Below are 24196 nucleotides of genomic sequence, written 5' to 3' on the forward strand. Positions count from 1 at the left end.
CCGCGCGGCCGGTCGGGGCGCCGGAGGCCCGCCCGCGTCGTGATCTTGTACTGGTCCACTTGCGGAATGCCCCCTATGCCCCTTTCCTTGGCGGGGTCGCCTCGCTGCGGGCCGGGGTGTAAGGGTCTCAGTGGGCGGCTTCTACTGCGATCTTGTACTGGTCCACGGTAATCCCAAAATCCGGCGATTTTTTGGGCTTACCGTGGACCAGTACAAGATCATCCGGGAATCGTCAGGGGTGGTTTCCAGAGGCGGCCCTTACACCCCTGACCCGGGGGCACTTGCCGGGGGACAGGCCCGGCAAGCGCCAGGCCGTGGCGCACCCCAGGCGGGGCGCCGGAGGCCCGGCCCTTCCGAGAGGCCTCAGGCCGAGCAGCCGATCCGGCCCCTCGTCGGCCCGCCAGGCCGTGGGGCAGCCCGCGCAGACCGGGCGGCGGATGCGCCTCGCCAGGTCGCAGCCCGCGTGCCCGCTCGGCCTACCGACTGGCCGCCGGGCGCACCCCCGCTCCGGAACGGCCCGCAGACGAATCGCGCAGTGCCACGCACGTGGAACGAGCGGAGCGAGAAGACGAAACCCCAGGCACAGCGCGGCAGCAGCCCGCCACAGTGCGCCCGTCACCGGCTACCGACCGCCCCGCCGCCCGGCCCCGTCACAGACGGGTGAACCCAGCCGACCGCGCCACCCGCGCCCGCAGCATGAACGCGCCCCGGCAAGGCACCCCTCCCCCCGTAGCCCGCCACGCAGTAACAGCAACCACGAGGCCGACCCGCACCCGGCAGACCGGGGGACCGCCCCGGCCGCGACGCCACCCCCGCGCTGCGTCGCCCCACCCCTGCCGTCAGGCCGGCGGGCGTCCCGGGTGCAGCAGGGCCGCGGCCGTGAAGAGCTCCACCCCGACGCGGATGGCGCTCTCGTCCGCGTCGAAGTCGCCCTGGTGCAGGTCGCGGTGGCCGCGCTCACCCGCCGCCCGGACGCCGAGCCGGGCCATGGCGCCGGGGACGTGCTCCAGGTACCAGGAGAAGTCCTCGCCGCCGAGGCTCTGCTCGGTCGGCTCCACCGCCTTGGGCCCGTACCGGGCCACCATCGCGTCGTTCAGCAGGTCGGTGGAGGCCGACTCGTTCACCACGGGCGGCACTCCGCGGACGTAGTCGATCTCGGTCTTGGCCCGGTGCACCGTGGCCACCTCGTCGATCGCTGCGTGCACCAGGTCGGGCGCCGCCCGCCAGGTCGGCAGGTCCAGGCAGCGCACCGTGCCGGAGAGCTCCGCGCGCTGCGGGACGACGTTGCAGGCGTGCCCCGTCTCCAGCCGGCCCCAGGTCAGCGCGAGTCCGGACCGGGTGTCGACCCGTCTCGACAGCACCGCGGGCACCTCGGTGGCCACCTTGGCGGCGGCCGTGACCAGATCCGTGGTCAGGTGCGGGCGGGCGGTGTGGCCGCCCGGGCCGACGAGGCCGATCTCCAGCCGGTCGCAGGCCGAGGTGATGGGCCCGGGACGCAGCCCGATCCTCCCGGCGTCCACCCGCGGGTCGCAGTGCACCGCCAGGATGCGCCCGACACCGTCCAGCACTCCGCACTCCATGGCGTCCGTCGCCCCGCCGGGCAGCACCTCCTCCGCGGGCTGGAAGATCAGCCGCACCGGACGCGGCAGCAGGTCGCGGCGGGCCAGGTCGGCCAGCACCAGGCCGGCGCCGAGCACCACCGCGGTGTGCACATCGTGTCCGCAGGCGTGTGCGCGGTCGGCGACGGTGGACCGGTACGGCACGGTCTTGGTGTCCGGGATGGGCAGCGCGTCGATGTCCGCGCGGAGGGCCAGCGCGTCCCCGCCGACCTCGCCCCCGATGTCGCACACCAGTCCGGTCCCCACGGCGAGCACCCGGGGCTCCAGCCCCGCCTGCTCCAGCCGCGCCTTGACCGCCGCGGTCGTACGGAACTCCTGGTGCCCCAGCTCCGGATGCATGTGAAGATCGCGGCGGAAGGCGACGAGCTCTTCACAGAGCGTCTCCGGCAGTGTGCCGGGCAGAACTGGCATACCAGCGGACGCTGCCGCCGGCTCCGGGGACAGGAGACGGTTCATGTCCGGAGCGTAGGCCCATCCGGGCGGCAACTGACAGTTGATCACGAAAATTTCATCCCCGCCGGTGATAGAAACTACGCTGTGCGGCGGTTACGCACACTCTCCGTTGGGTATCTCTCTACGCTTACCCGCGCACCATCCCTGCCGGGGTACCTCCGTGACCGGCACTCGACACCTGCCGCCCGTCCCCGCCGGGCCGCCGGCGAGACGCCTCCCCCACGGCCCTCCCCCCAGGGCAGCCCGCCCGACAGCGGCCACCCGACCCCACCCCGTACGAGGCTCGGGCGCGGAGGCCGCGCCACTGCGGCCTCCATATGTGAGCGACGGCGGCCGACTGGACCCGTCGGGGCCCACTCGCCGGGCCACCAGCCCCAAGGTGGTGGCCATCCCGTCAATCTAGGGCGTTCGCTTCGGCAAGGTTGTGTTCGATCATCCCTCGGAAAAAGTCAGGAAAGCTCCCGTACCTTTCGACTTCCCCGCCCGCAAGCCAGATGACTGGTGCAGATTCCCTCGAGCCGCTACCGCAGGGCATAACCAGAATGTCGACATCTGTCCTTGATGCGCCGATGGGAATCAATCGACTGGAGCCACCTCGCCTGATGTCAATTTCGCCTTCAATCACACGCACCAATTCCTCGGCCTCAACGTAGGCAGTAGTACCGAATTCCGCCGTCCCAAAGAGGTCGATATCCTGCAGAATGGCAGGCCAGCCGTCCGCACGTCTCAGGAAATCTGCATGATCAGCGTCCAAGGGGCAGCCGGTAACAGCAGTGACCCGATCGATCCCTTCTGACGTCGCCGGGAGCCTTGGCGCCCCATGGCGCCACACCCCATCCCGATCGCTCGCAGCCAACCGTTGCTTGGCCGCGACCATGTGCGCGAAGAGAACGGTCCAATCAGCCACGTGACCCCTCATTCACCGTGCACGCCCCACGTGTCACCACACCCACTGCACGAAACCGAGAGCCAAAGGCTCACTGCCGACGCTCCCACAGAGCCCACCGCACAGCGTGCTCGTCCTGGAAGAGTTCACTGAAGGTTCTCCATATGAAAACCCTTGAACTTGCAGACCCCCACCATTGCTCCGTGTACCCGGAGGCGTGAGAGATTTTCCCTAGCGACTCGCAATAAGCCGCAGCGTCTGCAATATCTGCCGCCCCGCCTCCAGCATCCAGGACCCAGTCAGAACTTTTGCACTCAGCATGGAGAGCATCAGATTCGATCATATGGTGCACAGAGGGAAACACGGGCAGGTACTTACCCTCATGTTCTCCCGGGAACATGAATTGCACCTTTCCTTGCTCGTCAACCCATACTCCGAAGGGCTGAGCCACCGAGTGCTCCAGGAGCGAGATCGCAGGAAATTCATCGTCCGGGTCCAGGTCTAGCTCCGGCCAGAAAGTGACCTTCTCTTCGAACGACCATGAGGCACTAAAGTACGTCAGGCCAGCCAACTCCGCCTGAAGATGCTCCAGGAGCTTCAGACACTGCGTAGCCCTAAACTCCCCGAACATGCCCCGAGCCGCTGTTCGCACATCCGGGCCCGGATCAGCGATCGCCGCTTCGACAAAACTCGCGGACCGGCACAAAAAGGCGGTCGCACTTTCCGAAAGATTTCGGGTCAGCACCTCGCTAATCACGGACACACACCCCTAACGTGCGGACGAGATACCGAACCTCGACAGGACGCGTGCACATTGAGCGCAGGGGCTCATAACGGCACCGTCCCAGACCCGGCCCACCCGCTTTGACAGGATTCCCATAGTCGTCACTCGAGAGCCCGTAGGGTCGAATCCCATATTTAGCACCTGATTAAGACAATGCATTTCGCTGCACCGGCCGTTCGTCACATCAAGATCTATGAATGCCTGCCGAAGAGTTCGATGGACGGCGCCTTGATACCCAGCTCTTCCGTGTGTCACGACAATTAGCCCTGACGGCGTAGTGGTGTGCATCTCCGAGATCGTGCCAGGACGCTTTTTCTTGGTAGCTTCCTCTTTGATCACGCTACGACGCTCATCGAGCCTGTCTACAACGTCCGCATCGCCGCAGTTGTGGACGAGGACCGGGGCGTTCCCCGCCAGCACATAGTACGTGTGCTACGCGGCACCCCTCTACCTGCTTCTTCGCTGGTCAGAGAGGGTTGTGCCTTCCGCTGGCGTCCGTGGTTGTGCGGGGAGATCCGTGGGTGTTGCCGTCGCTACTGCCGTCAGGGGGCGCGGGCGGCGGGTGCGGCGGGCGGGCCTGTTACTGCCATGCGCCTGGTTCGGCTCGGAGGGTGGCGCGGGTGGTGCGGTGATAGAAGTCGTGGCCGGTGGCGGCGCAATGTTCGGCGATCCAGCGGGTGAGTTCGTCCTCGGTGTGCACTGCGCCGGAGGTGACGCCGCAGTCGTGGTCTTCGCCGGTGACGCAGACGGCCTCGAAGGTGGGCAGGGTCATGGGGTCCACGACGGCGGTCACGTGGTATTCGCGGAAGCGGTAGCGCTTGCGGGCCGACGTGCCGGTCGTTGCGGTGTCAGGCATGCTCGGCTGCCTCTTCCTGTGGGTCCGGGATGCGCCGTCCGCGCGATTCAGCAACGCGGAGCGCGTCGGTGAGGGCTTCGGCCAGTCGGTTGGCGAGCCAGCGGTACTCGGTGGCCGACAGGGCTCGTGCGCCGGGGGCCAGGACTTCGCGGGCGTGTTCCAGCAGTTCTTCGCCCATGCCGAGTTGGACGGCTTCGATGGTGTCGGCGAGGGTGGACAGGTAGCCCCTGCCGTCGGTGCTCAGGTAGCAGGGCTTCCCGTCCGGGGTGGTCCACGGCAGTAAGCGGGGGCCGGCCAAGCCCGTTGCCGCGTCGTACAGCTCCCTGCGGCGCATGCGGTCCGCGTCGCTTCTGGGCTTGGTCACCGTGCACCCCCGGTCGGGTCGCTGATAGGGACACGGTGACCGTAGGAGCTGGCTGGCCATCACTCCACGTATGGGCCAGGGCAGTTTGCGACGCAGAGTGTGCGAAGTGCTGCGCTGCGTGGTAGCTATCCGACGACGCCCAGGTAGGAGGCCATGTCGCGCATCTCGGCGGTGAGGGTGCGCTTGCGCTTCTTCAGGATCTCCTGCATGGTCACGGCGGCTACGTGTTGGTGCCTGAGCCATTGGGGGGATGCTCGGCGTACTCCGGTCAGCTCGTCCATCGCCGCGGCCAGGTCGCCGGTGCGGGCGTGGGCGCGTGCCACGTCCATGCGGTGGCGGTTCCAGTTGTCGTCACTGGGCCGCCCTGTGCTCTTCCATACCTTGGGCGACAGGGCGTCCTCGCCGGCCTTGCGTACGACGGTGCGCGCGTCGCCCACGATCATGGCGTCCACGACGCCCTTCATGCCGACGGTCAGCGGGCCGAAGGTCGTCCAGTGCCGGAAGAACGAGCCGGTGTGCTCCCGCCCTACCGCCGATGCCGCTGTGGTAGCCACGCGGTGATAGTGACGGGCCTCCTGGGGGCGGTTGTTGCGGCCTGCGGCAGCCGCAGCCCGTAGGGCCAGCCAGCCCCATGCCGCGCGCTCGTCGGGGGTCGCCTTGGAAAGCCTCGGCTCGATCATGTCGGCGGTCTGGGTGGCCAGGTGCTCGGCCTCGTCCAGGCGGCCCTGGCGCAGCAGCAGCCAGCACATGCCGATCACGCCGGACGCTGCGGTCAGAATGTCTGCGACGCGGCGGGCGTCGGTGATCGCCCCGGACAGGGCGGTGTAAGCGAGGTCGTATTGGCGGACCTGCGTGAGGTAGCGGCCGGCCAGTTGCAGGGCTTCGGCTCGGGCCAGAAGCGCCTGGCGGTGTTCCTCGCCGTTGTCGTAGTAGGCGACCGCGCTGTTGGCGTCCCGTAGTAGTCCGGGGAGTTGGAGGCGACGCTCTTGTAACTGTCGGAGTGGTACAGCACCGCCCCGTCATGCACCGCCCGGCGGAAGCGGCGCACGTTGGGCTCCTCCTCGCCGGCCTCACCGCCCGGGTCGGCCAGCCCCACCGGCGGAGTCAGGGTGGCTCGCAGCTCGATGAGGTTGACGCGGTTCGCGTCCTCGGCGCGGCCCACCGGTTGCGGGGCGTCCGGGGCCAGCAGCGTTGCCGTGGTCACCTCCAGTGCGCGGGCGAGGCTGTGCAGCGTCTCCATGCGGACCGTTCCGCCCTGCTCGACCTTGCGCACCGTGCCCGGTGACACGCCTGCGGCGTGGGCCAGTTCCTCCTGGCTCATCCCGGCCCGACGCCGGTACTTGCGGACGTTGTCCGCCAGCTCCGTGAGTTCCGTAGCCATCTGCTCACCACCTCCAGCGCCACGGTACGCCGGACGGGCGCGTCAACCGGTGGCTATCCGGCAGATACCCGCCAGGGAGGGATCACCCACTCAGCGCGACGCGGGCAGCGTGGGGCCGGGCCTCCGGCAGAGCCGGCCTGAGCGGGAGGGGTCCCTCGTCGGTCGGGCAGCTTCGCGGGACCAGGGTTCCCCGGGGGCCGCCAAGGCTCACCCCGTGACGCGTGCGCTCGGCCTTGGCGGCCCCCGGGGGTTCCTGGTACGCCTCCGGTGACCGGGCGACGAGGGACCCCACCCGCGCCCCGCGACCACTCACCACGACGGAACCGCACCCGACATTCGTCCCCGATGCTCCTCGGAGGGAGGGCCGGGGTCTGGGGCAGAGCCCCAGGTGGCTTCGCTGTGCTGGCTGTTGCGCGCCCGGACCGGCGGGGCCGACGGCGAGCGGGGCGGAGACAGGAGCGGGCGGCGGCCCCGCAGGGCCGGAGCGCGCGCGGCCCGCGTCAGCGGGTCGCCTTGATCAAGTAAAGAAACTCTGAACAGCTCTCCGCGTGCTGCGCGTCCGGCCCGGCCGCCACCGCTGTTGCCTCCGCCCGCCGAGCAGATCGCCGAGCGGACGGTCAGCAGCGTCGGCGGCTTCATGATCGCCGGACAGCGCATCCAGCTCGGCCGCGGCTATGCCCACCAGGTCGTCACCGCCCACCTGAGCGAAGACACCATCCGCATCTTCCACGGCCAAGAGCTGATCACCGCCGTCCCCCGCGTCACCAGGAAGGATGTGGTCGTCCGCAAGTCCGGCGAACACAACCGCCGGAAGATCGTCTAGGACAGACGTCAAGCATCACCCGACGCCAGCCCGTCAATCATCTACTGAGACTCGACAACCCCGTGCCGACCCCATGCCGCGCGTTCTGCCGCTGCGCCGTGTGCGGCCGGTTCAGCGTCGACGTCTACCTTCGTTCAGCCGGTCGTGCAGGCGCTGGGCCTTGGCGGCGGCCTCTTCGGGCGTGTAGTTGCCGCTGAGGCGCTTGCGCTGCTCCATGACGGCACGCATGGCATCACGGTGGGCTGTGGCGGCTTCGTACTCGGTGCTGGCCTTGGCGAACCGCTCCTCAGCGGCGGCGAGTTCGGCGGCTACCTCGTCGTCGGTCTTGCCGCTGAGCCGCACCGCCTCCTCGTCCGCCCGGCGCTCGCCCTCCGAGGCCCGCGATACCTTGCCGTCCGCCGTCGCGACACCGCCCTGGACGGTCCCGCCAACGATGAGCCGGCCAACAACGACGGCTACGACCCGCCGCCGTGCGGAGCCATCGTCCGCTGACGTTGCCGTCAACTACTGCCGTCAGACCGCCCCGAAAAGCCGCAGCAGCCCTCTCCGGAAAAAACGGCGGGGGGCTACTTTCTTGCGCACTCTTTGGTTAGCCGTCCGTACACTCAGGCCAACGAGAAGACGGAATTCAGACTCCGGTTCCTCGATTGACCAGGAAGCCCGAATATCCCATCATTGACCACTCCCCTCACCTGCAAGCAGGGCCCGGAGACGCCTAACCTCTTCCACAAGGCGCGGCACAGCCTCCCGCGCCATTGCGATGAAGGCCGCGTTCTCGTCCCAGCGTTCGTCGCCAGAATCGACGTATCGCGGATGCTGAACCAAAGTTGCGGCAATCATGTCTCGATGATCAAAGTTCGGCCACCTCTCGGCAGCACCAGTGTCGGGAGCCGTGCTCACCGCCACAAGATTCATGGCGGAGTCATCGTCCAAGGTCCTAACGAACCAAGGCGCCGGAGTGGCCGCAGAGCACAACTCCTCGATCTCCTCGAGTTCATCTTCACGCATGTAGCCACCTTCTACCAGCCTGTTTACCCGGTCTGGGGTGCCCCGCAAGCCAGCAAGCACGGGGCACCCCAAACAGCATGATCAACTAATATCGCTCACTCGAATATCCGAGCCTTTCGATATTTTTATAGAACCTCTTGTCGTTTGTGATGATCGACAATCCATCCTGTATCGCCGAATGCAAGACCGAAGCGTCGTCGTCGGCAATCATCGGATTGAAGGACTTACCCTTCCACATGCCCCTGAGGCGAGCCTGGAGTGAAGCAACGCCTTCGCTGGTGGAAGCCGGTCCCATGCGTCCTCCCCGCTCCGACAACCAGCTACCAATGGCATCTGCCGAGTGTCCACCTTCGAGTAGTTCACGATGAGCAGTCGGCGACAGCACCGGGGCACGCCCCGCCAAGGCGGCATCTACTTCAGCGGTCTTTGCGCCCGAGAGGGCATCCGTCACTGCATTCGTGTCGACTGCCACCTCGCCGCAATTGTGAACGAGGACCGGCGTAGCGCCCGCCAGCACATAGTAAGTGTGGAGGTCGGTGACCGTCAGGTTGTGGACGGTGGCCTGCTGGGTCCAGCGGGCGACCGCGGTGACCTGGACGAGGGTGCCGGCGCCGGTGCGGAGCCAGTCGCCGCGCTGGAGGTCGGTGGCGTCGGTCCACTCGTCGGGACCTTCGACCCAGAAGGGGTGGCCGTCCGTCGCAGTGACGGTCTCGGCGTCGGCCGCGTCACCGTCACCCGGGGTGGCGTCGATCGTGATCTCGACGAGGTGCTTGCTGCCCTTGCCGAGGATCTCGGCGGTGACGGTCTCGACCGAGGTCTCGCCGGTTTCGGGGTCGGTGGCCACGACCTTGTCGCCCAGCTTCACGTCCTCGATGGGCTTGCTGGTCCCGTCGGCCATCAGGACGAGGGTTCCGGGCTTGAAGCTGTTGACCTCGCAGGAATCCCCGGCGGTCTCTTCCTTACCCTTCTTCTTCTTGCTCGCTTTGAGTTTCGCGCGGGCCTTTCCGAGTTTGTCCTTGGCTTTGGCTACGCCTTTCTTCGCTGCCTTGACCGCCCGTTCGGCCTGGGCTATGTATTTGTCCGCGTTCATCAGGTCGTCGATCAGGCCTGACACCCGCTTGATGAGCTTGCGTCCCTTGTTGAAGTTGAAGATGTACTTGACGACGATCTTGCCTGCCGCCTTGGCGACGAAGCCCGCGCCCCCGACGAGGCTGAGGAAGGTCTCGACACAGGCACCGACGTCGCCGCTGGACAGGCAGTCCATGGGCGCGTCGAGGCCGGTCAGCTCCAGGGCGATCTTGCCGAGCTCACGGACGGCGTTCGAGGTCGTCTGACGCGCGTCGTGCAGGTTGCTCTGCGCCTGGGAGAGAGTGTCCTGCGCGTCGTTGACGTTGCGCTTCTCGCCCGTCAGCGGGTCCTTGTTGGACACGTCCGGGACGCCGCCGGTGCAGTTCTTGATGGTCCCGTTCGCGCACCCGGGGACGATCAGGCCCGTCGGGTCCGAGAGGGTGACGGGGCTGTTGTTCGCGTACGCGTAGCCGTTGACCTGTTGTGGCCGGGTGTGGTCGATGATCGGGTCGACGGAGATGAACTTGCCGAGATCCGGGTCGTACTCGCGCGCCCCGATGTGGGTCAGGCCGGTCTGTTCGTCGATCGTGCCGCCGACGAAGCCCTTTTCGCCCGGCCACTCGGCCGGCTTCGCACCGCGCGGGTTGCCGTACGGCATCATGCGGCGCTGGTTGACGGTGCCCGTGGCCCCGTCGATGGCCAGCTGCGCCGTGCCGTGGTGGTCTCCGGCGAAGAAGGAGAGCTTTCCGTCATCGGTGCGGATCGCGACGGTCTGCCCGGCGAACGAGTAGTAGCGGGTGGCCTTCACCTCCGAGCTGCCCGTGGGCTGGTGCAGTTCCATCCCGGGCAGGTAGACGGTGGTGCCTTGAGCGTCGCGACGCACGACGCGACTGCCGCCCGCGTCATAGAGGTAGGTGGCTTCGGTGCCGTCTGCTTCGACGGTCTTGGTCAGTTTGCCCTCGGAGTTCCAGGTGAGCTGCTGCGTGTTGCCGCCGACGACCCGTTCGGTGGTGTTTCCCGTGGCGTCGTAGGAGTAGCTGTATCCACGGGTGACGGTGCCTTCGGTCTCCCGGACCGAGGTCACCGCGTGCGGGCCGGCTCCGTTCTCGCCGTACGTGTAGGTGCGGGTGATGTCCTGCGCCGGGTCCAGCCCGACGTCGTGGCGGACTTCCTGCGTACGGTTGCCGATGGCGTCCACCGACCAGGACGTCCAGTACGGCGCGGGCCCGCCCAGCGCCGACTCGCCCGGAGCCGCGGAACACGCCGACGGACGCGACCCGCCCAGGGCTCCTCCGACCGTGCCTGATCCGGTGGCCGAGGTGGTGGTCGCCGCCGGGGTCCAGGCCTCGCTCAGGCGCTGCCTGGAGTCGTAGGCGAAGCACTGGACGTCCGGGGCCGCCCCGGCGGTGTCGGAGATGGACAGGACGTTTCCGGCCTGGTCGTAGCTGTACTGGGCCGACTTGACCGCGCCGGTGACGTTCTCGATGTCGACAGTGGCCTTCTTGAGCCGCTCGGTGCCCTTCTCGTAGTCGAAGGTCTGCCAGATCGAGGGGCCGTCGGTGGCCGACATCTGCAGCTGGAGGAGCTGGCTGGTGGTGGAGTAGACGGCGTCGTCGACGTACGACGTCTTGCCGACCATGGAGACCGGGCGCTGCAGCTCGTCGTACGCCAGGGCCACGGCCTCGGACGACAGGCCGCCGGCGGCGGGCATGCCGTACCCGCTGATCGTTCCGTCCCGGCGGTAGCTCGTCGTGAAGGTGTAGACGCCGGCCAGCGCGCCTTCCGAGTCCGGGACCGAGTAGGCGGTCTTCAGCGGCTGGTAGAAGGCGTTGACGCCCTGGATCACGGTGGCGAAGTAGTCGCCGCTCCCGGTGTAGCGGAAGGTGGCCCACGCCTTGCCGAGCCGGCCCTCCCGGTCGTACCGGGTCTCGGTCAGCTTGGTGCCGGTGTTCGGCTCGCCCTCCCAGGTGGAGACCTGGCGTCCGAGGAGGTCGTACACGGTCGAGATCGTCTTGCCGCGAGCGTCTGTTGTCGCGACCGGCTGGTCGAGTTCGTCGTACTCGATCGTGGTCGTACCGCTGTCGGGATCGATGGTCTTGATCTTGCGGTCGAGCTGGTCGTACTCGTTGGTCCAGACGTTGCCCTCCGAGTCTGTGACCGTCTCCAACTGGCCGGAGGGCGTGTAGGTGTACTGGGTGGAGGTGTAGCCCGCTCCGGGGCCGGTGCCGCCGGGCGTGCCGCCTTCCCAGTGGCGGAGCTCCACCATCTGCCCGGCCGCGTCGGTGATGGCCGTCGTGGGCGTCCCGCCCGCCGGCGGGTCGGTGTGTACCCGGTCGCCCTCGTGGGAGTAGGTGGTACGCCACTGCTCGACGCCGGACACCAGGCTGATCTCGGCCGTCTTCCGGCCGAGTGCGTCGTACTCGAAGGCCGTCTGGGCGCCGACCTCACCGTCGTTGACGATCAGCAGTTCGTCGACCGGAGCCCCGGTCGCGTTGTAGGTCTCGTTGGTCTGCTTCACCTTGCCGGTGGAGCCGTAGAAGACGTCCGCCACCATGCGGGTGCCGTCGGGGCCTTCCGTCTGCTCCTGCCGGGGCCGCAGCAGGGAGTCGTAGAGCTTCCACTCCGTCCCGTACTCCCCGGTGCCCTCGAGCTTCTCCGTCTTGATGGCGACCGGCTTGTCCTGCCGGATCAGGTAGGAGTACGTGATGCTCGGTGTCTGGGTCCGGGCACGGTCCGCGAGCCAGTAGGACGTGACGCGCCCGAAGGAGTCGTAGGCGACCTCCGTGCGCTTGCCGTTGGCGTCGATCTTCACCTTCGGCTTGCCCCAGGCCGGTGCGAAGACCGTCGTGTAGGCGTGCCCGAGGGCGTTGGTGATCTTCGACTCGGTCGTCAGGCCGTCGGTCTGGGTGTAGGTCGCCGTGCCCGTCGCGCCCGAGGCGTCGGTCTGTGTGGTCGGCCGGCCGTGGGCGTCGTAGGTCGTGGTCCCCGTGGTCTGGTACTGGGGCTGTCCGTCGACGTAGCCCGTCAGCCGCTGTACCTCGGTGACGTCGCCCTTGGTGGGGGCGTCGCCCACCGCGCCGCCGTCGTAGGCGACCCGCTCGTCGTCGAGGACCTGCGTGGCCCGGTCCGGGGTGTCCCCGCAGCGGACCGACACGGCTTCGCTCCGCGACGGCAGGTCGTAGATGTTCGCCGACGGGTTGTCCGCGTACCACAGACGGGTACAGCTGTCGTCCTCGGTCGTGGACAGGTCGCCGAGGTCGTCGGTGCGGAGCAGCCGCCCGGTGTCCGTCTCCGTGTCGTAGGTGTCGATCGACTTGGTGGTCCGCCAGGAGCCGTCGGCGACCTTGGTGTAACCACGTGTGACGTCGGCGGCGACCACCGTGGCGCGGGAGGTGTGCCACGGCTTGGTCTGGGTGGCGGTGACGTGCTTCCAGGGCTCGCTGATGCTCTTGGCGACGACCGCGCCCTCGGCATAGGTCTGCGCCTCGACCGGGAAGCCGGTGTACGCCTCGTGTCCCGTGTAGGTCTTCCCGGTGGAGTCGGTGACCGTCTCGGTGCGTGTACCGCCGCCCGGCAGCTTGTCGCCGTCCAGGCCCTGAAGGAAGGTGTAGTCGACACGGGTCTGCGGCGTCCCCTCACCGCCACTGGTCACGGTCACGTCGCCGTATCCCTGCCACTGCCCCCAGGTGAGGAACTTCTCCGGGGTGATGCCGTCGGGCGCGGCGTGACGCCACCCGGCCGGGCCGTTGTAGTCGTAGCGCGTGACCATGTCGTCGCCACCGCCGGTGCGGTCGGTCTGCACGACTTCGGCGACGACGTACTTGTGGAACCAGTCGGTGATCGGGTCGATGTGCCCGGGTGGTGCCCACTTGACCGGGTAGCAGCGTTTGGTGGACTCCCCCGGTGCGGGGAGCGCGGTGGGCGAGCACTCGGTCGACGCATAGTTGACGTCGAGTTGCGCTCCGGTTTCGGAGAGCACGGTGGTGAGCCGGTACCGGTGGAAGGCGTCGATGTTGTCGCCGTCCTTGTCCACCCGGTTCGGCTTGGCGACACCGTAGAGCTTGACCGAGGGGGTGGTCAGGGTTGTTTCACCGGCACGGCCTTCGTGGGTGATCGAGGCGAGCCACAGCGACGTGGAGTCGTCGCCGTTGTCGAGAAGCTTGTGTTCCAGCAGCCACGCGTCGACGTCCTCGTAGGCGGTGCCCTTCCTCATCTGTGTGGTGACCGCGGTGAGGCGCTTGGTGGTCCAGAAGGACGCGACAGCCTGGGTCGAGTCGCAGTGCGTGCCGGCCTTGCACTGCAGGTCGATCGGTACGTCCGGCCAGTGGGAGGCGTTCGCTTCGGTCCGCTTGCTCGGCGCGCAGTCGAAGTCGGCAGTCGGCAGGCACCGTTCCTTCACGGTGAACTTCACCCGCGCGGGTGCCGGGGTGCTGTACACCTCGTTGTGGCGCTGCCCGTAGTCGATCCGCTTGAGGTAGCCGCCGCGGTGGTAGGCCGTGCCGTCGACGTCGGTCTTGCCGTTCAGGGCGTAGTGGTTGGTCTCCGCCCCGTAGAAGTAGGACATGACGTTGCCGTGGGTGTCCTTGACGTAGTCGAGGTTCCACCGCCACGCCTGCCGGCAGTGCGCCTGGCTGAACGTGCTGTCGTAGCAGGGCTCGCCGGCGTCGTCCCCGAACACCGGAGCGGTCCAGGTCGACGAGGTGGTCTCGTCACCGCTGCTCCATCCCGGCAGACGGTTGCGTCCGTAGTGGTACTCCGTACCGTCGGTCGTGGTGACGACCCAGTACTCGCCGTTGTCATCACCGTTCACCGCTCCGTCACGCTTCTCGACCCGCGCGCCGTTCTCCCCGGTCAGGTGCCACTCACCGGTGTCGTCGTCCTTGATCAGCTGGGACGAGCTTCCGTTGAGGAGAATGGTGGCGTTGTCGTACGCCCAGCACTGTTCCGCGGAGTTCTCGTGCCCGTCTTCCGCGCACGCCTTGTAGCTTCGCTCGATGTACCCGGGTTCGAGTCCGAAGCCCTCGCCGATCCAGGAGCCCTGTGTGTTGGTCGCCGCGGTGCGACCGTCCACAGTCTGGGAGCTGTAGCTGAGCGCGAGGGACGGCGCCAGGCCCCCCGGCACGGGGACGCTGCGGAAGGGGTAGTTCCAGGCGAACGCGCCGGACGACGTGGAGACGTTCCACTCGGCGGATGGTGACAGCTGGGTCGCCTTGTAGTCACCCTTGTCGGACGAGGGACCGGACGCGAGGGCCAGGAGTGTGGTCGCCTCGCCGGACTGCGTGGTCACTCCCTCGCGCGCAGGGTTCGCGGTGACCTGTGCCGACACGGTCTGCTCGCCGCCGTCGTTCTGAGTCTGCAGAGCGCGGGGCAGTTCGGGACAGTCCTCGGTACCGGGTGCGGCGTGGGTCGCGCATTCCGGGAGCTGTACCAGTCGCAGACGCGATCCGTAGGAACCGCCGTACGCCTCGTCGAACGCCGAGTAGTCCACGGTCAGGCCGACCCTGCCCGGCTTCTCCACACCGTCGGCCCGGGAGACGTTGAGGACGGCCGCAACGCCCAGCCGCTCGGCGGCCTTGCGGCCGAGAGTGGTCACCCGCACTTGTCGTGGCGCGTCCTCACCGGAGCCGGTCGCCGAGACGGAGACCGGCAGTCCCCCGGCCTTCGCCTTGCTGCCCACGGCGACCTCGGCGCTGCCGTCCGCCGGCCATTCTGCCGAGGCGAGCCTGCGGACGGCGGCTTCCTCGGTGGTGTCCTCGGGACGTGGTGGCGCCCCGGCCTGTCGGCCGTTCGCCGGTTCGGCGCTGTCGGGGACACCGGGCCTGTCCGGCCCGCCCAGCCCCTCCAGCGGTATCAGCTGGGAGCCGACAGCGAGCAGCGCGACGCTCACCGCCGGCACGAGCAGGTGTCTGAGTCGTGCCGGGAAGAGGTCGGCGAGCGACCGACTGCGCAGGCCCTTCACGAGAACTCCCTTGGGCGACAGGACGGTTTACGGGGACGGGGCCGGGGGCCTCGGCGGCGGCACCCCGTCCCGGACGGCGGCGTTTACAGATCGGGGTCGGGCGTGAGCTCGAACATGCGGCTGACACCCACGGCATCGACTGCGCCGGCATACACACGCACTTCGTCGAGCGCGCCGGCGAAGTAGGCACTGCCTCCGCTCGCGGCGGAACGCCCCACCTGGAAACCACCGGTGGCGGGCCAGAGCGTGTCGTCCTCGGCGCGGGCGGTCGAGGTGAGCTCGCCGTCGACGTAGAGGCGCAACTCGTTGCCGAAAGCGTCATAAACGACGGCGAGGTGCTGCCCGAAGCCGCCCGTCACCGGTAGTTGCTGGTCGTCGGTGACCACGGTGACCTCGGCGTCGGCGGAGTCGGTCTGCGCCACGGAGAGCTCCCACTGGCCGGTGGTCGCCTGGTACCGCACATCGACGCGGTCCGCGAGGGTTCCGGGGAGGGACAACACCGTCTGGGACGCCTGCGGGTCCAGGGTCGTCAGCTTCGCGCGTGCGGCGACGGTGAAGCTGCTCTCCCCCGTCACCGGCGGCGATGTCGTGGCTGCCCAGTCTCCGGCGCCGTCCAGCGCGAGGTGACCAGTGCCCGAGAGGGCCGGCTCGTCGAACAGCGGGTCCTGCGGCTGGTAGATCGCGGCGTCACCCTGCAGTGAGAGCGGTTCGCCCCCGGACTCGACGTTCGCCGACGAACCACTGGAGGCGTCGTCCAGCGGCCAGTAGCCCTTGCGCTTCGGCCGGACGGTCATGAGTTCTGCGACCTGGGCCTGCGGCAGCACCCGGTCGAAGGCCCGCACCCCGGCGAGGTCGCCGGTGAAGTGGCCCCGGTAGCCGGACTTCGCCATGGCACGGCCGATCTGCAGTGCCCCGTGTGAGGTCCATTCCGAGCGACGCTTGGCGGTGGCCTGGAGCTGGTCGTTGACGTAGAGCTTCATCTCGGGCCCGCCGGTGGCGTGGGCGTCGTAGACACCGGTGAGCAGGACCCACTGGTCGAGCACCACCGTCACGTCTGCGGTGGCCGCCCAGTCGCCGAGCGCAGTCACGTCGGAGTCGGGCATCGCGAACTGCCACGCCTCGGCCGTCGCGTCATAACCGAGGCGGAAACCCGGCCTGCCGCTGCCGTCCTGGCTGACGACGGCCATGTCACCGTCGAGTGCGGTGGGCCGCGCCCATGCACTGACGCTGAAGCTCTCCCGGGTGTCCAGCACGGTCGCCTCTGCGTCGAGGTAGGCGTTCGCGCTACCGTCGAGGCGCACCGCTGAGTCGATCTTTCCTCCCGGACCGGTACGGCCGAACTCCACGCCCGAGCCGGGCGTCGCGGGGTAGTCCAGCGACTCGTCATGCGCGACGTCGCTGCCTGCGGGGTCGGCGAGATTCCACTGGCCGACCACCGGCCTTCCCTCGGTGACCAGGAACTCGTACTGGGCGGGCACGCTGGCATTCCCAGCGTGGTCGAACGACGTCACCGTCACCCAGTGACGTCCGGCCGATGCCGGGGTCCAGGTCACCGACGAGGTACCTCCCGCGGAGGCGGGGGTGGCCGTCTTCGCCGGAGCGCCGTCGAAGCTGTACTCGTACGAGACGACGTCGTCGTCGGGAAGGCTGTCGTCGGGGTCGGGCGCGAAGGTGAAGGTCCCCGCCGTACCGACACCGTGGTGCCACACCTCGTCGTCCGGGTACTTCTCGGAGGTGACCGCTGGGGCTCCGGGACGGGTGGAGTCGTAGACGATCTCGCACCGCTGAGGAGTGCCGGACCAGCTCCAGTCTCCCCACGAGTCACCGTCGTAGGCGCGGGCCGACCAGTAGATGACCGAGCCGTCCTGGAGGTCGTCAGTGACCTCGTCGTTCATCCGCACCCGGAAGGCCGTCCCCTCGTTGGGAGCCTTGTAGCTGGTGCTCTCCCGGTAGGACCGCTCCGTCCCGTCCGCAGCCGTCCAGACCACCTCGAACTGCATCTTCACCTTGTCGGTGCGGGAGGAGGTGTGGTCCGGATCGCGCGCCTCAGCGCTCAGCAGCGGGAGCTCGTTGGTGTAGGGCCGCCCGGATCCCCAGACGCACTTGCCTCCCGGGCTCGAGGACATGTCCCGGTGGTCGACCTGCTTGGGCGGCGTGTTGTACTGCACCTTCAGGTACGCGTTGCCGCATACCCGCTTCCAGCCACTGTAGGAACTCTCGTCGCCGGCCCGGAGCCCCAGGGATATGCGCGACCAGCCGCCGTCGGCGGCCGCCTGGATCTCGCTGGTGAGCTCCCCGCCCTCGAAATGCAGGTTGGCCTGGCTGGAGCAGCCGGTGGGGTAGATCTTCCTGTCCACCGTCGTCAGGTGATCGTTCCAGTCGTCCGAGGTGTTGCCCCAGTCGCTGGAGGAGGTCACGTTGTAGCCGGCACCGCCGAGCCGGTACAGCCGGATGGGCTCAGCCGTCGCGTCCGCCCAGTAGACGTGGGCGACGCGTGCCGAGAAGGTGGCCTTCACGATCTGCTTCTGGTCGTAGAACGAGGTGGGCATCGTGAACAGGAGCCGGCGCACCCCGACGTCGGCGCACCCACTCGGGTTGTAGTTCGCCGGGCACTTCCCGACGCCCGCGTCACCGCCGTACTTCCAGTCCTGCTCGTTCGGGCTGGCGGACATCACGGACGTCCACGCAGAGCGCGAGGTGGTACGCGGAGTGGGATCGATGACCACGGGGTACACCGTCTCGGCGCCGGTGAGAAGCTCGGGCTCCGGCGCGAGTGTCAGCCGGCCGTTCCCCACATCCAACTGCACCGGAGCCTGCCTGCTGCCCGGGCCGGGCCCGTCCGTGAGCACGAGGTTCTGTGACGTGTCGGCGGCCGGCCTGGTCTGCGGGGCGTCAATCAACGCCCTCGCCTGCGTCCCGCTGGTGCCTGTCCGTGCGGGGGCCGAGTCCCACATCACGGCACGCCCCGCCTCCAGCACGGTGCCGCCGACCTGTGCGTCCTCGGCGCGCAGGCCGCCTTCGGGCGTCTTCTCCAGGGTGAGCCCCTCGGTGTCCACACCGTATTCGATCGTGGCCAGAGCGGGGTTGGAGGCAGCCTCTTCGGTCTTCACGACGAGCATGTGCGCAAAACCGTCGGGTTCGGCACGCACCACCAAGTCGACGCCTGACATGACCTCGGGGTAGGTGGCGGTGTCGCCCTGCACGGTCGGCGAGGGCAACGAGTCGCCCAGCCAGGTGAGCGCGTACTCCCGGCCTGTACGGACCATGCGGGCGAAGGGGCCGTCTCCTCCGTCCGAGAACGAGAGACCGATGGTGGCAGCCTTCGGCGCCCAGCTTCCATCCGGCCGCTGCACCAGTGTGGCGTCGACGGGGACCCACGTGCCGTCACGAACCGCACGTACGGGGTTCGTGTACTCGTACGCGGTGAAGGAGCCGTCCGGGTTGGCGAAGACGGAACGGCGTTCCTGACGGAGCGTGGCGACTTCCACGGGCTCTTCGTTGGCTGCGGCAGCGGCCTGCGCTTGGCCCTCCGTCTGCTGGACGGGCGCGTATTCGACCGCGGACGCCTCCTGGGGCGCCGAGGCGGCGCTTCCCGCAAGGACGGTGTCGTCGGAAGAGGACGGCAGCACACTGCCGGAGGTCAGCAGGGCGGTCAGGGCGCCGATGACCGTCGCCACTCGCAGGGCGCCGCGCCCACTGCGCCTCGCACTGTTGTTCACGAGCCTGTTTCCCCACGTGGTGTGGTCGGAGGTGCTGTGGGCGTCATGTCTGCGGGTCTTCACAGGACCACCGCCCCGAATGCGGTGCCGCCCGCCGGGACGCCGTCCTGTCCGGGCGTCCACGACGTGACGATTGCGGCGCCGCCGTCGAGGATGTTGCCCCAGGGCACGGAGTGCGCAGCGCGGTCGGTGTCCGGGCCGTAGGGCACGCCGACGTAGAGGCTGTTCCCCTTCGCGCGGATACTGGTGCCGAGGTACTCGTGTGCATCCGCCTGGCCGGGCAGGCCGACCGTCCCCGGCTCCACGACCACTTCGTGGTCGCCTGGAGCGCCGAGCAGGGGGAACACTTCGATCGACCCCGCGTCCTGCGTCTCGTCGATGTCTTCGCCGGGGATCCCCACGGCCAGCAGCGCGGTATCGGTGGACCCGGGAGCGCCGGGGTCGCGGTTCACGGCGGTGATCTGCTGGCCGAAGTAGTCGCCGTCCTCTCCGACCCCGGTGACCCCCGCAACCGACTGATGGATGTCCTCGAGTTGCACCACCTGGCCTGCGGCGGTGACATGGAGGGACACCACCCGCCCGGCGTCCTCTCCGGTCGACGTGTCCTCGTAGGGGACCCCCACCACGACGATGGAGTCGCCGGGTGCGTCACCGCCGTACGGCACGACGGTGAGAGAAGTGGCGAAGCGGTCGCCCGGTTCCTCAGCTCCGTTGATCCCCGGGGTGCTCTGGTCGATGCCGGCGACTGTGGTGGGCAAGCCGTTGCTGTCGACGGTGTGGCTGAGGATCACCACGTTGCCCGCGAAGCCGTTCTCACCGGGCCTGCCGAGGGCGATGTGTCGGGGAGAGGCGGCCACGGCGAACCCCAACCGGTCGTCCTGCTCCGAGGGATTCGGCATCCCGGTCTTGTCCTGGTGGATGGCGGCGTCGACGCCGTTCCGGATGTAGTGGGCGGACCCGGCATCGACGACATCTCCGATGTCCTCGCCGGGGACACCCATCAGCAGGTACGGCTCACCGGACGCCGTGTCGCCGGCAGCGACCGAGTAGCCGAACGTGTCGCCGGCTTCGGCTACCGAATTGCCCACCGTGCCGCCGCCCGAGCCCTGCACGTACTCGGTGACGCTCGGCCCGCTGTTCAGACCGCCTTCGGCTCCGTAGACGACGTGGACAGCGCCGGCGTCCGCCTCGGTGCCGATGTCCTCATAAGGCGTGCCCACGACGAGGTCGCTGCAGCCGTCGGAGTTGAGGTCGCCCACGGCGATGGCCTGGCCGTAACGGTCGCCCTTCTCCGGGACGCCGGGGATGCCGGCCGACTCCTGGGTGAGGTTCACCACCTCGCCGTCGCCGTAGACGATGTGGAGCGCGCCCGCTTCCGTCACGCCGGCGACGGTCGCTTCCGGGTCGGCGACGACAGCATCGCGGGCGCCATCCCCATTGAAGTCCGGGGAGACCGAGCTGGAGCAACCTGCGGCGAGAGCCGGTGCCGAGCCGGTGGCGCTCAGTCCCGTGGCGACGAGGAACACCGCCATACTCCATGCCACATGTCTGCGCCGCATTCCCACCCTGGTCACTACTGCCTTCCACCCCTCGATGACCACTGTGGCCGACGATCTTGAAGCCTTCACCAGGTATTCACAAGAGGTCATGTCGGACATCTGGACCGATCGGCCATCACGGAATCATCACGATCAGCGGGCGCTCGTCATCGCATTCGCCACAGGAAGCACCCATGTCTGCACGATGCATGCACCTTCCGTACACTCGCTGCGCCCCTGCACGTCAGTCCGCTCCGCACACCGGGGCGCTGGCCGGTCCCGAGCGAGTGGAGTCGACTGCGCATGTCCGAGCGGAACCCCGATGTCACCGTGGTCGTCGGCGCGTACAACGCCATGCCCTACCTGACGCGGTGCATCACCTCGGTCACGGCGCAGAGTCTCGGGGCGGATCGTGTGGAGATCGTGGCGGTCGACGACGGGTCGACGGACGCGACCGGGCCGGAGCTCGAACGGCTGGCGGACGCCTACCCCGGGTCGATGACCGTGATCCACCAGGAGAACTCGGGCGGCCCCGCCGCACCGCGGAACGCCGGGCTGGACCGGGCGCGCGGGCGCTACGTCTTCTTCCTGGACGCCGACGACCACCTGGGCGACGAAGCCCTGGAACGCATGGTGGCGGCAGGCGACGACAACGCGTCGGACGTGGTGCTGGGGCGCATGGTCGGTGTGGGCGGCCGCACTGCGCCGGCGCGCATGTTCCGGCGGAACCAGCCGCGCACCACGGTGTTCGACTCCCGGGTCTACTGGACGCTCAATCCGCTGAAACTCTTCCGGCGCGAGCTGATAGAACGACTGGGACTGCGTTTCCGCACCGACCTGACCATCGGGGAGGACCAGCCGTTCACGGCCACCGCCTACCTGCACGCGCAGGCGATATCCGTTGTCGCGGACTATGACTGCGTGTACTGGGTGGCCCGGGAGGACGGCGCGAACATCACCAGCGTGGTGCAGGACACCGAGTCCCGGCTGGCCTTCCTCACCGCGATGACGGAACTGGTCTGCGAGCACACCGAGCCCGGTGCGGGGCGCGACCTCCTGCTGAGCCGGCACCTCAGCATCGATCTGCGCGAGACCCTGCGGCACCTGGCCCGCGAGCCGGACCGGGGCCTCAGGCAGAAGCACCTGAGAACGCTGCAGGACGTGCTCGCCTTCTCGTACGGCGAGGGCGTCAAGGCCCGGCTCGCCGCCGGCGACAGGCTGCGGTGTCACCTGGTCGAGGAGGGCGAACTCGACGCTCTCGTCTCCGTGGTGGAGGACGAGATCGCGCGGGGGACGACGAGCTACGGCATAGCGATACCCGCGTCCGGGATGGCGCGGCCCCTCACGACGGTGGTCGAGGACGGGCGGGTGTATGCCCGCTATCCGCATTTCAGGGACCCGGAGCTGCCCCTCCCGGACGACCTGTACGACGTGACGGACGAGCTGAAGGCGAGGCACCGGCTCGACACCTGTGCGGCGCACGGGGGACGGATCACCCTGACCGGCCACGCCTGTCTGACGCCGCTCGGCACGCGGCAGCCCTGCACCGAGGTCGTGCTGCGGGAGCGGGGCGAGGAGCGGGAGTTCCGGGTGCCGGTCGAGGCGACCCGAACGCCGGGACTCGGCAGCGGCACGGAGGGGGACGACGGCGACCACAGCCGCGCGGGGTTCGTCGCGACGATCGACCCCGCTACGGCGGCCGAGGGCGACCGGCTGCCGGACGGCCTGTGGGACGTCTCGCTGGACGTCGGTTCGGAGGGCGTCACCAGACGCATACGACTCGGCGCCCGGCGTCTTCCGGGGGTCGCGTCCGCGCCGGTGACGCAGGTGCTGCGGGACCCCGCCGGGGACTCCGTCTTCGCGGCGACCTCCTACTTCACGGTGCAGGGCAATCTGACGCTCGACATCGGCGAGCGGAAGCACCGGCTCCTCCCGCTGCTGGCGGCCGGCCAGGTCGGCTGGTCGGCCGAACGCGGGACGGCCCTGGTGGTGGACGGGCGCTGCGAGGTGGCGGACCTCCCCGCCGGGGCCCTGGTGCTGCGGGCGGTGAGCACCGCGGACGGCGCGGTGGTCTCCGTCCCGGCGGAGACCACGGAGGGCGGGGGGTTCCGCGCCCGGCTGCCGTTGAGCGGTCTGAAGGGGGACTGGCGCCTGTCGCTCCGGCTGGGCGAGGGGCGGACGTCGTGGTCGCTGCCGGTGCCGCCGGACGGCGGGCTGTCACCGGCGCGGTGGCGCCGGTACGGGCTTCCCTGGTACGCGAAGGAGGTCCCCGGCGACGGGGAGGCGTTCGTCCTGCGGGTGGCGCGGGTGGACCCGGGCGCGGGGCTCCGGCGGCGCCTGAAGCGGTAGCCCGGGGTCCGGGCACGCGCTACGGGTTACCGCGTGTGCGGGAGGCGGGTGACGGCGGGGGCGGTGGTGGTGACGCCGGAGAGGAAGCCCTGGGCGCGGGGCGAGGCGGAGTCGGTGAGCCAGGCCGGGTCGATGTCGCAGACGGCGACCTGCACCGGGGTGCCCGCCAGGGCCAGCGGCAGGGTGTGCACGACGGTCGAGGGGAAGCTCAGGATGGTCCGCCCGATGGGGCCGCGGCGCGCGACGAGTTCCAGCGGCAGGTCGGGCCGGACGATCTCCATGCCGGTCTCCTCGGTGACCCGGTGCAGCTTCTCGGTGCTCTCCCGGCGGTGCGCGAAGTAGCGGGTGGCGCCGTGCGTACGGGCGAGGGAGCGCACCGCCTGGAGGTAGCGGTCGAGGTCGACCACGCCGGTCTCCACGAGCGAGGTGCCGACCAGGTCCGTGCCCCCGGTGAGCCGGGGCGGGCCGAAGCGGGCGCGGGTCCAGGCGAAGTCGTTGACGCCGGCGGTGACCCCGAGTTCGGCGACGGCCTTCTCGACCGGCATCGAGCTGAAGATCTCGACCCGGCGGGAGCCGGACGGGGTGAGCCGGGAGCGGGCCCGGCGGGAGACCGGGGCGAAGAGGGCGGCGCCGGGGCCGCCGGAGCCGCTGCGGTGCCAGCGGGTGAGGCGTTCGCCGCGGGCGAGCTGCTGCACGAACTCCATGGTCGCGGTGCCGTCGTCGACCACCACGACCTCGGGGGCGGTGGTGAGGGTGAGCAGGAGCTGCACATAGCGGGAGAACGGGTCGCCTATGACGACCCGGGAGGCGCGGCGGAGGGGGCGGGCGAGTGCCCCGACGGTCTTCAGCGGGGCGGCGCCGCCGCGGGCCTCCGCCCACTGCACGGTGTGGCCCTCGTCCCGGGCCAGCTCCGCCACCCGGCGGAGCTGGCCCCGGGTCATCGGGTCCACGGGCGGGAGCACCACGACGGTCATCGGCGGTACGGCGGGCGCGCCCGCGGAGCCGGTGCCGGTGCCGTGACCAGGGCCGGTGCCGGTGCCCGTGCCGTGGGACCCGGGCCTCCCGGGCAGGGAGGCCGGAAGGCCGGAACTCGCGGAGCTCGCTGAGTCCGGGGCCCCGGGGCCCGACTCCGCGGACATGGAGCCGGCAGCGCCGGAACCCTCGGAACCCGGGCCCCCGGAGCCGCCGCCCCCGGGTGCGGCGCCCGCCGTTCCGGGAGGGCGCCGCGTCGCCGGGTGGAGGGCGCTGGTGTACGCCCATTCGAGCACGTTGAGGAACTGCACCGGGCTCTCGACGAAGGCCAGGGTGTCCACCGGGCCCGCCTCGCCGAGGCGCCCCGTGGCCGCGGACGCCGGAGCCGTGCCCGGTGCCGCGCCGGACAGGCCGGCC

The 24196-nt window shown here is 69.3% G+C and carries 14 protein-coding genes and 1 pseudogene; 2 read left to right on the top strand and 13 right to left on the bottom strand.

The window, feature by feature from the left end:
• Window positions 1-839: 839 nt before the first annotated feature.
• The 7 genes from HOY81_RS15400 to HOY81_RS27590 form a co-directional block, all read right to left on the bottom strand.
• Entirely contained in the window at window positions 840-2075 is a 1236-nt protein-coding gene (locus HOY81_RS15400) for an amidohydrolase (RefSeq protein WP_237320975.1), read from the bottom strand.
• A gap of 391 nt (window positions 2076-2466) precedes the next feature.
• Entirely contained in the window at window positions 2467-2979 is a 513-nt protein-coding gene (locus HOY81_RS15405) for an SMI1/KNR4 family protein (RefSeq protein WP_237320976.1), read from the bottom strand.
• A gap of 70 nt (window positions 2980-3049) precedes the next feature.
• A complete protein-coding gene (locus tag HOY81_RS15410; RefSeq protein WP_237320977.1) occupies window positions 3050-3715 on the bottom strand; it encodes a hypothetical protein in 666 nt (221 codons plus the stop codon).
• A gap of 607 nt (window positions 3716-4322) precedes the next feature.
• A complete protein-coding gene (locus tag HOY81_RS15415) occupies window positions 4323-4598 on the bottom strand; it encodes a hypothetical protein (protein WP_237320978.1) in 276 nt (91 codons plus the stop codon).
• Window positions 4591-4962, bottom strand: coding sequence for a hypothetical protein (locus tag HOY81_RS15420; protein ID WP_237320979.1), 372 nt, complete (start codon window positions 4960-4962; stop codon window positions 4591-4593). Before HOY81_RS15420 ends, HOY81_RS15415 begins: the two co-directional genes overlap by 8 nt.
• 125 nt (window positions 4963-5087) lie before the next feature.
• Window positions 5088-5516: a hypothetical protein gene (locus HOY81_RS27585; protein ID WP_306423486.1), complete on the bottom strand. Its 429-nt coding sequence runs from the start codon at window positions 5514-5516 to the stop codon at window positions 5088-5090.
• 218 nt (window positions 5517-5734) lie between these two features.
• Entirely contained in the window at window positions 5735-6343 is a 609-nt protein-coding gene (locus HOY81_RS27590) for a helix-turn-helix domain-containing protein (RefSeq protein ID WP_306423487.1), read from the bottom strand.
• Window positions 6344-6899: 556 nt separating this feature from the next.
• On the opposite strand from HOY81_RS27590, the pseudogene HOY81_RS15430 reads away from it, so the two are divergent.
• Window positions 6900-7166: pseudogene (locus tag HOY81_RS15430) on the top strand (IS481 family transposase); the annotation flags it as partial.
• A 111-nt stretch (window positions 7167-7277) separates the two neighbouring features.
• On the opposite strand, the gene HOY81_RS15435 reads toward HOY81_RS15430, so the two are convergent.
• The 5 genes from HOY81_RS15435 to HOY81_RS15455 form a co-directional block, all read right to left on the bottom strand.
• A complete protein-coding gene (locus HOY81_RS15435) occupies window positions 7278-7670 on the bottom strand; it encodes a hypothetical protein (protein WP_237320980.1) in 393 nt (130 codons plus the stop codon).
• A 168-nt stretch (window positions 7671-7838) separates the two neighbouring features.
• Entirely contained in the window at window positions 7839-8174 is a 336-nt protein-coding gene (locus tag HOY81_RS15440; protein WP_007505730.1) for a hypothetical protein, read from the bottom strand.
• Between the two features lie 85 nt (window positions 8175-8259).
• Window positions 8260-15201 carry a polymorphic toxin-type HINT domain-containing protein gene (locus HOY81_RS15445; RefSeq protein ID WP_237320981.1) on the bottom strand — a complete coding sequence of 2314 codons (6942 nt, stop codon included), beginning with the start codon at window positions 15199-15201 and terminating at the stop codon, window positions 8260-8262.
• Window positions 15202-15284: 83 nt separating this feature from the next.
• Complete coding sequence (locus HOY81_RS27595; RefSeq protein ID WP_237320982.1) at window positions 15285-18920, bottom strand: LamG domain-containing protein; 3636 nt, start codon at window positions 18918-18920, stop codon at window positions 15285-15287.
• A gap of 59 nt (window positions 18921-18979) precedes the next feature.
• Window positions 18980-20446: an FG-GAP and VCBS repeat-containing protein gene (locus tag HOY81_RS15455; RefSeq protein ID WP_237320983.1), complete on the bottom strand. Its 1467-nt coding sequence runs from the start codon at window positions 20444-20446 to the stop codon at window positions 18980-18982.
• A 315-nt stretch (window positions 20447-20761) separates the two neighbouring features.
• Here HOY81_RS15455 and HOY81_RS15460 point away from each other — a divergent pair, with 315 nt between their 5' ends.
• Complete coding sequence (locus HOY81_RS15460) at window positions 20762-22807, top strand: glycosyltransferase family 2 protein (RefSeq protein ID WP_237320984.1); 2046 nt, start codon at window positions 20762-20764, stop codon at window positions 22805-22807.
• Between the two features lie 26 nt (window positions 22808-22833).
• Here the strand turns inward: HOY81_RS15460 and HOY81_RS15465 are convergent, their stop codons facing one another.
• Window positions 22834-24120, bottom strand: a complete 1287-nt coding sequence (locus HOY81_RS15465; RefSeq protein ID WP_237320985.1) for a hypothetical protein — start codon at window positions 24118-24120, stop codon at window positions 22834-22836.
• Window positions 24121-24196: the final 76 nt, after the last annotated feature.

It is taken from the genome of Streptomyces sp. JJ36 (assembly GCF_021696945.1).
In the GTDB taxonomy this organism is placed as follows: domain Bacteria; phylum Actinomycetota; class Actinomycetes; order Streptomycetales; family Streptomycetaceae; genus Streptomyces.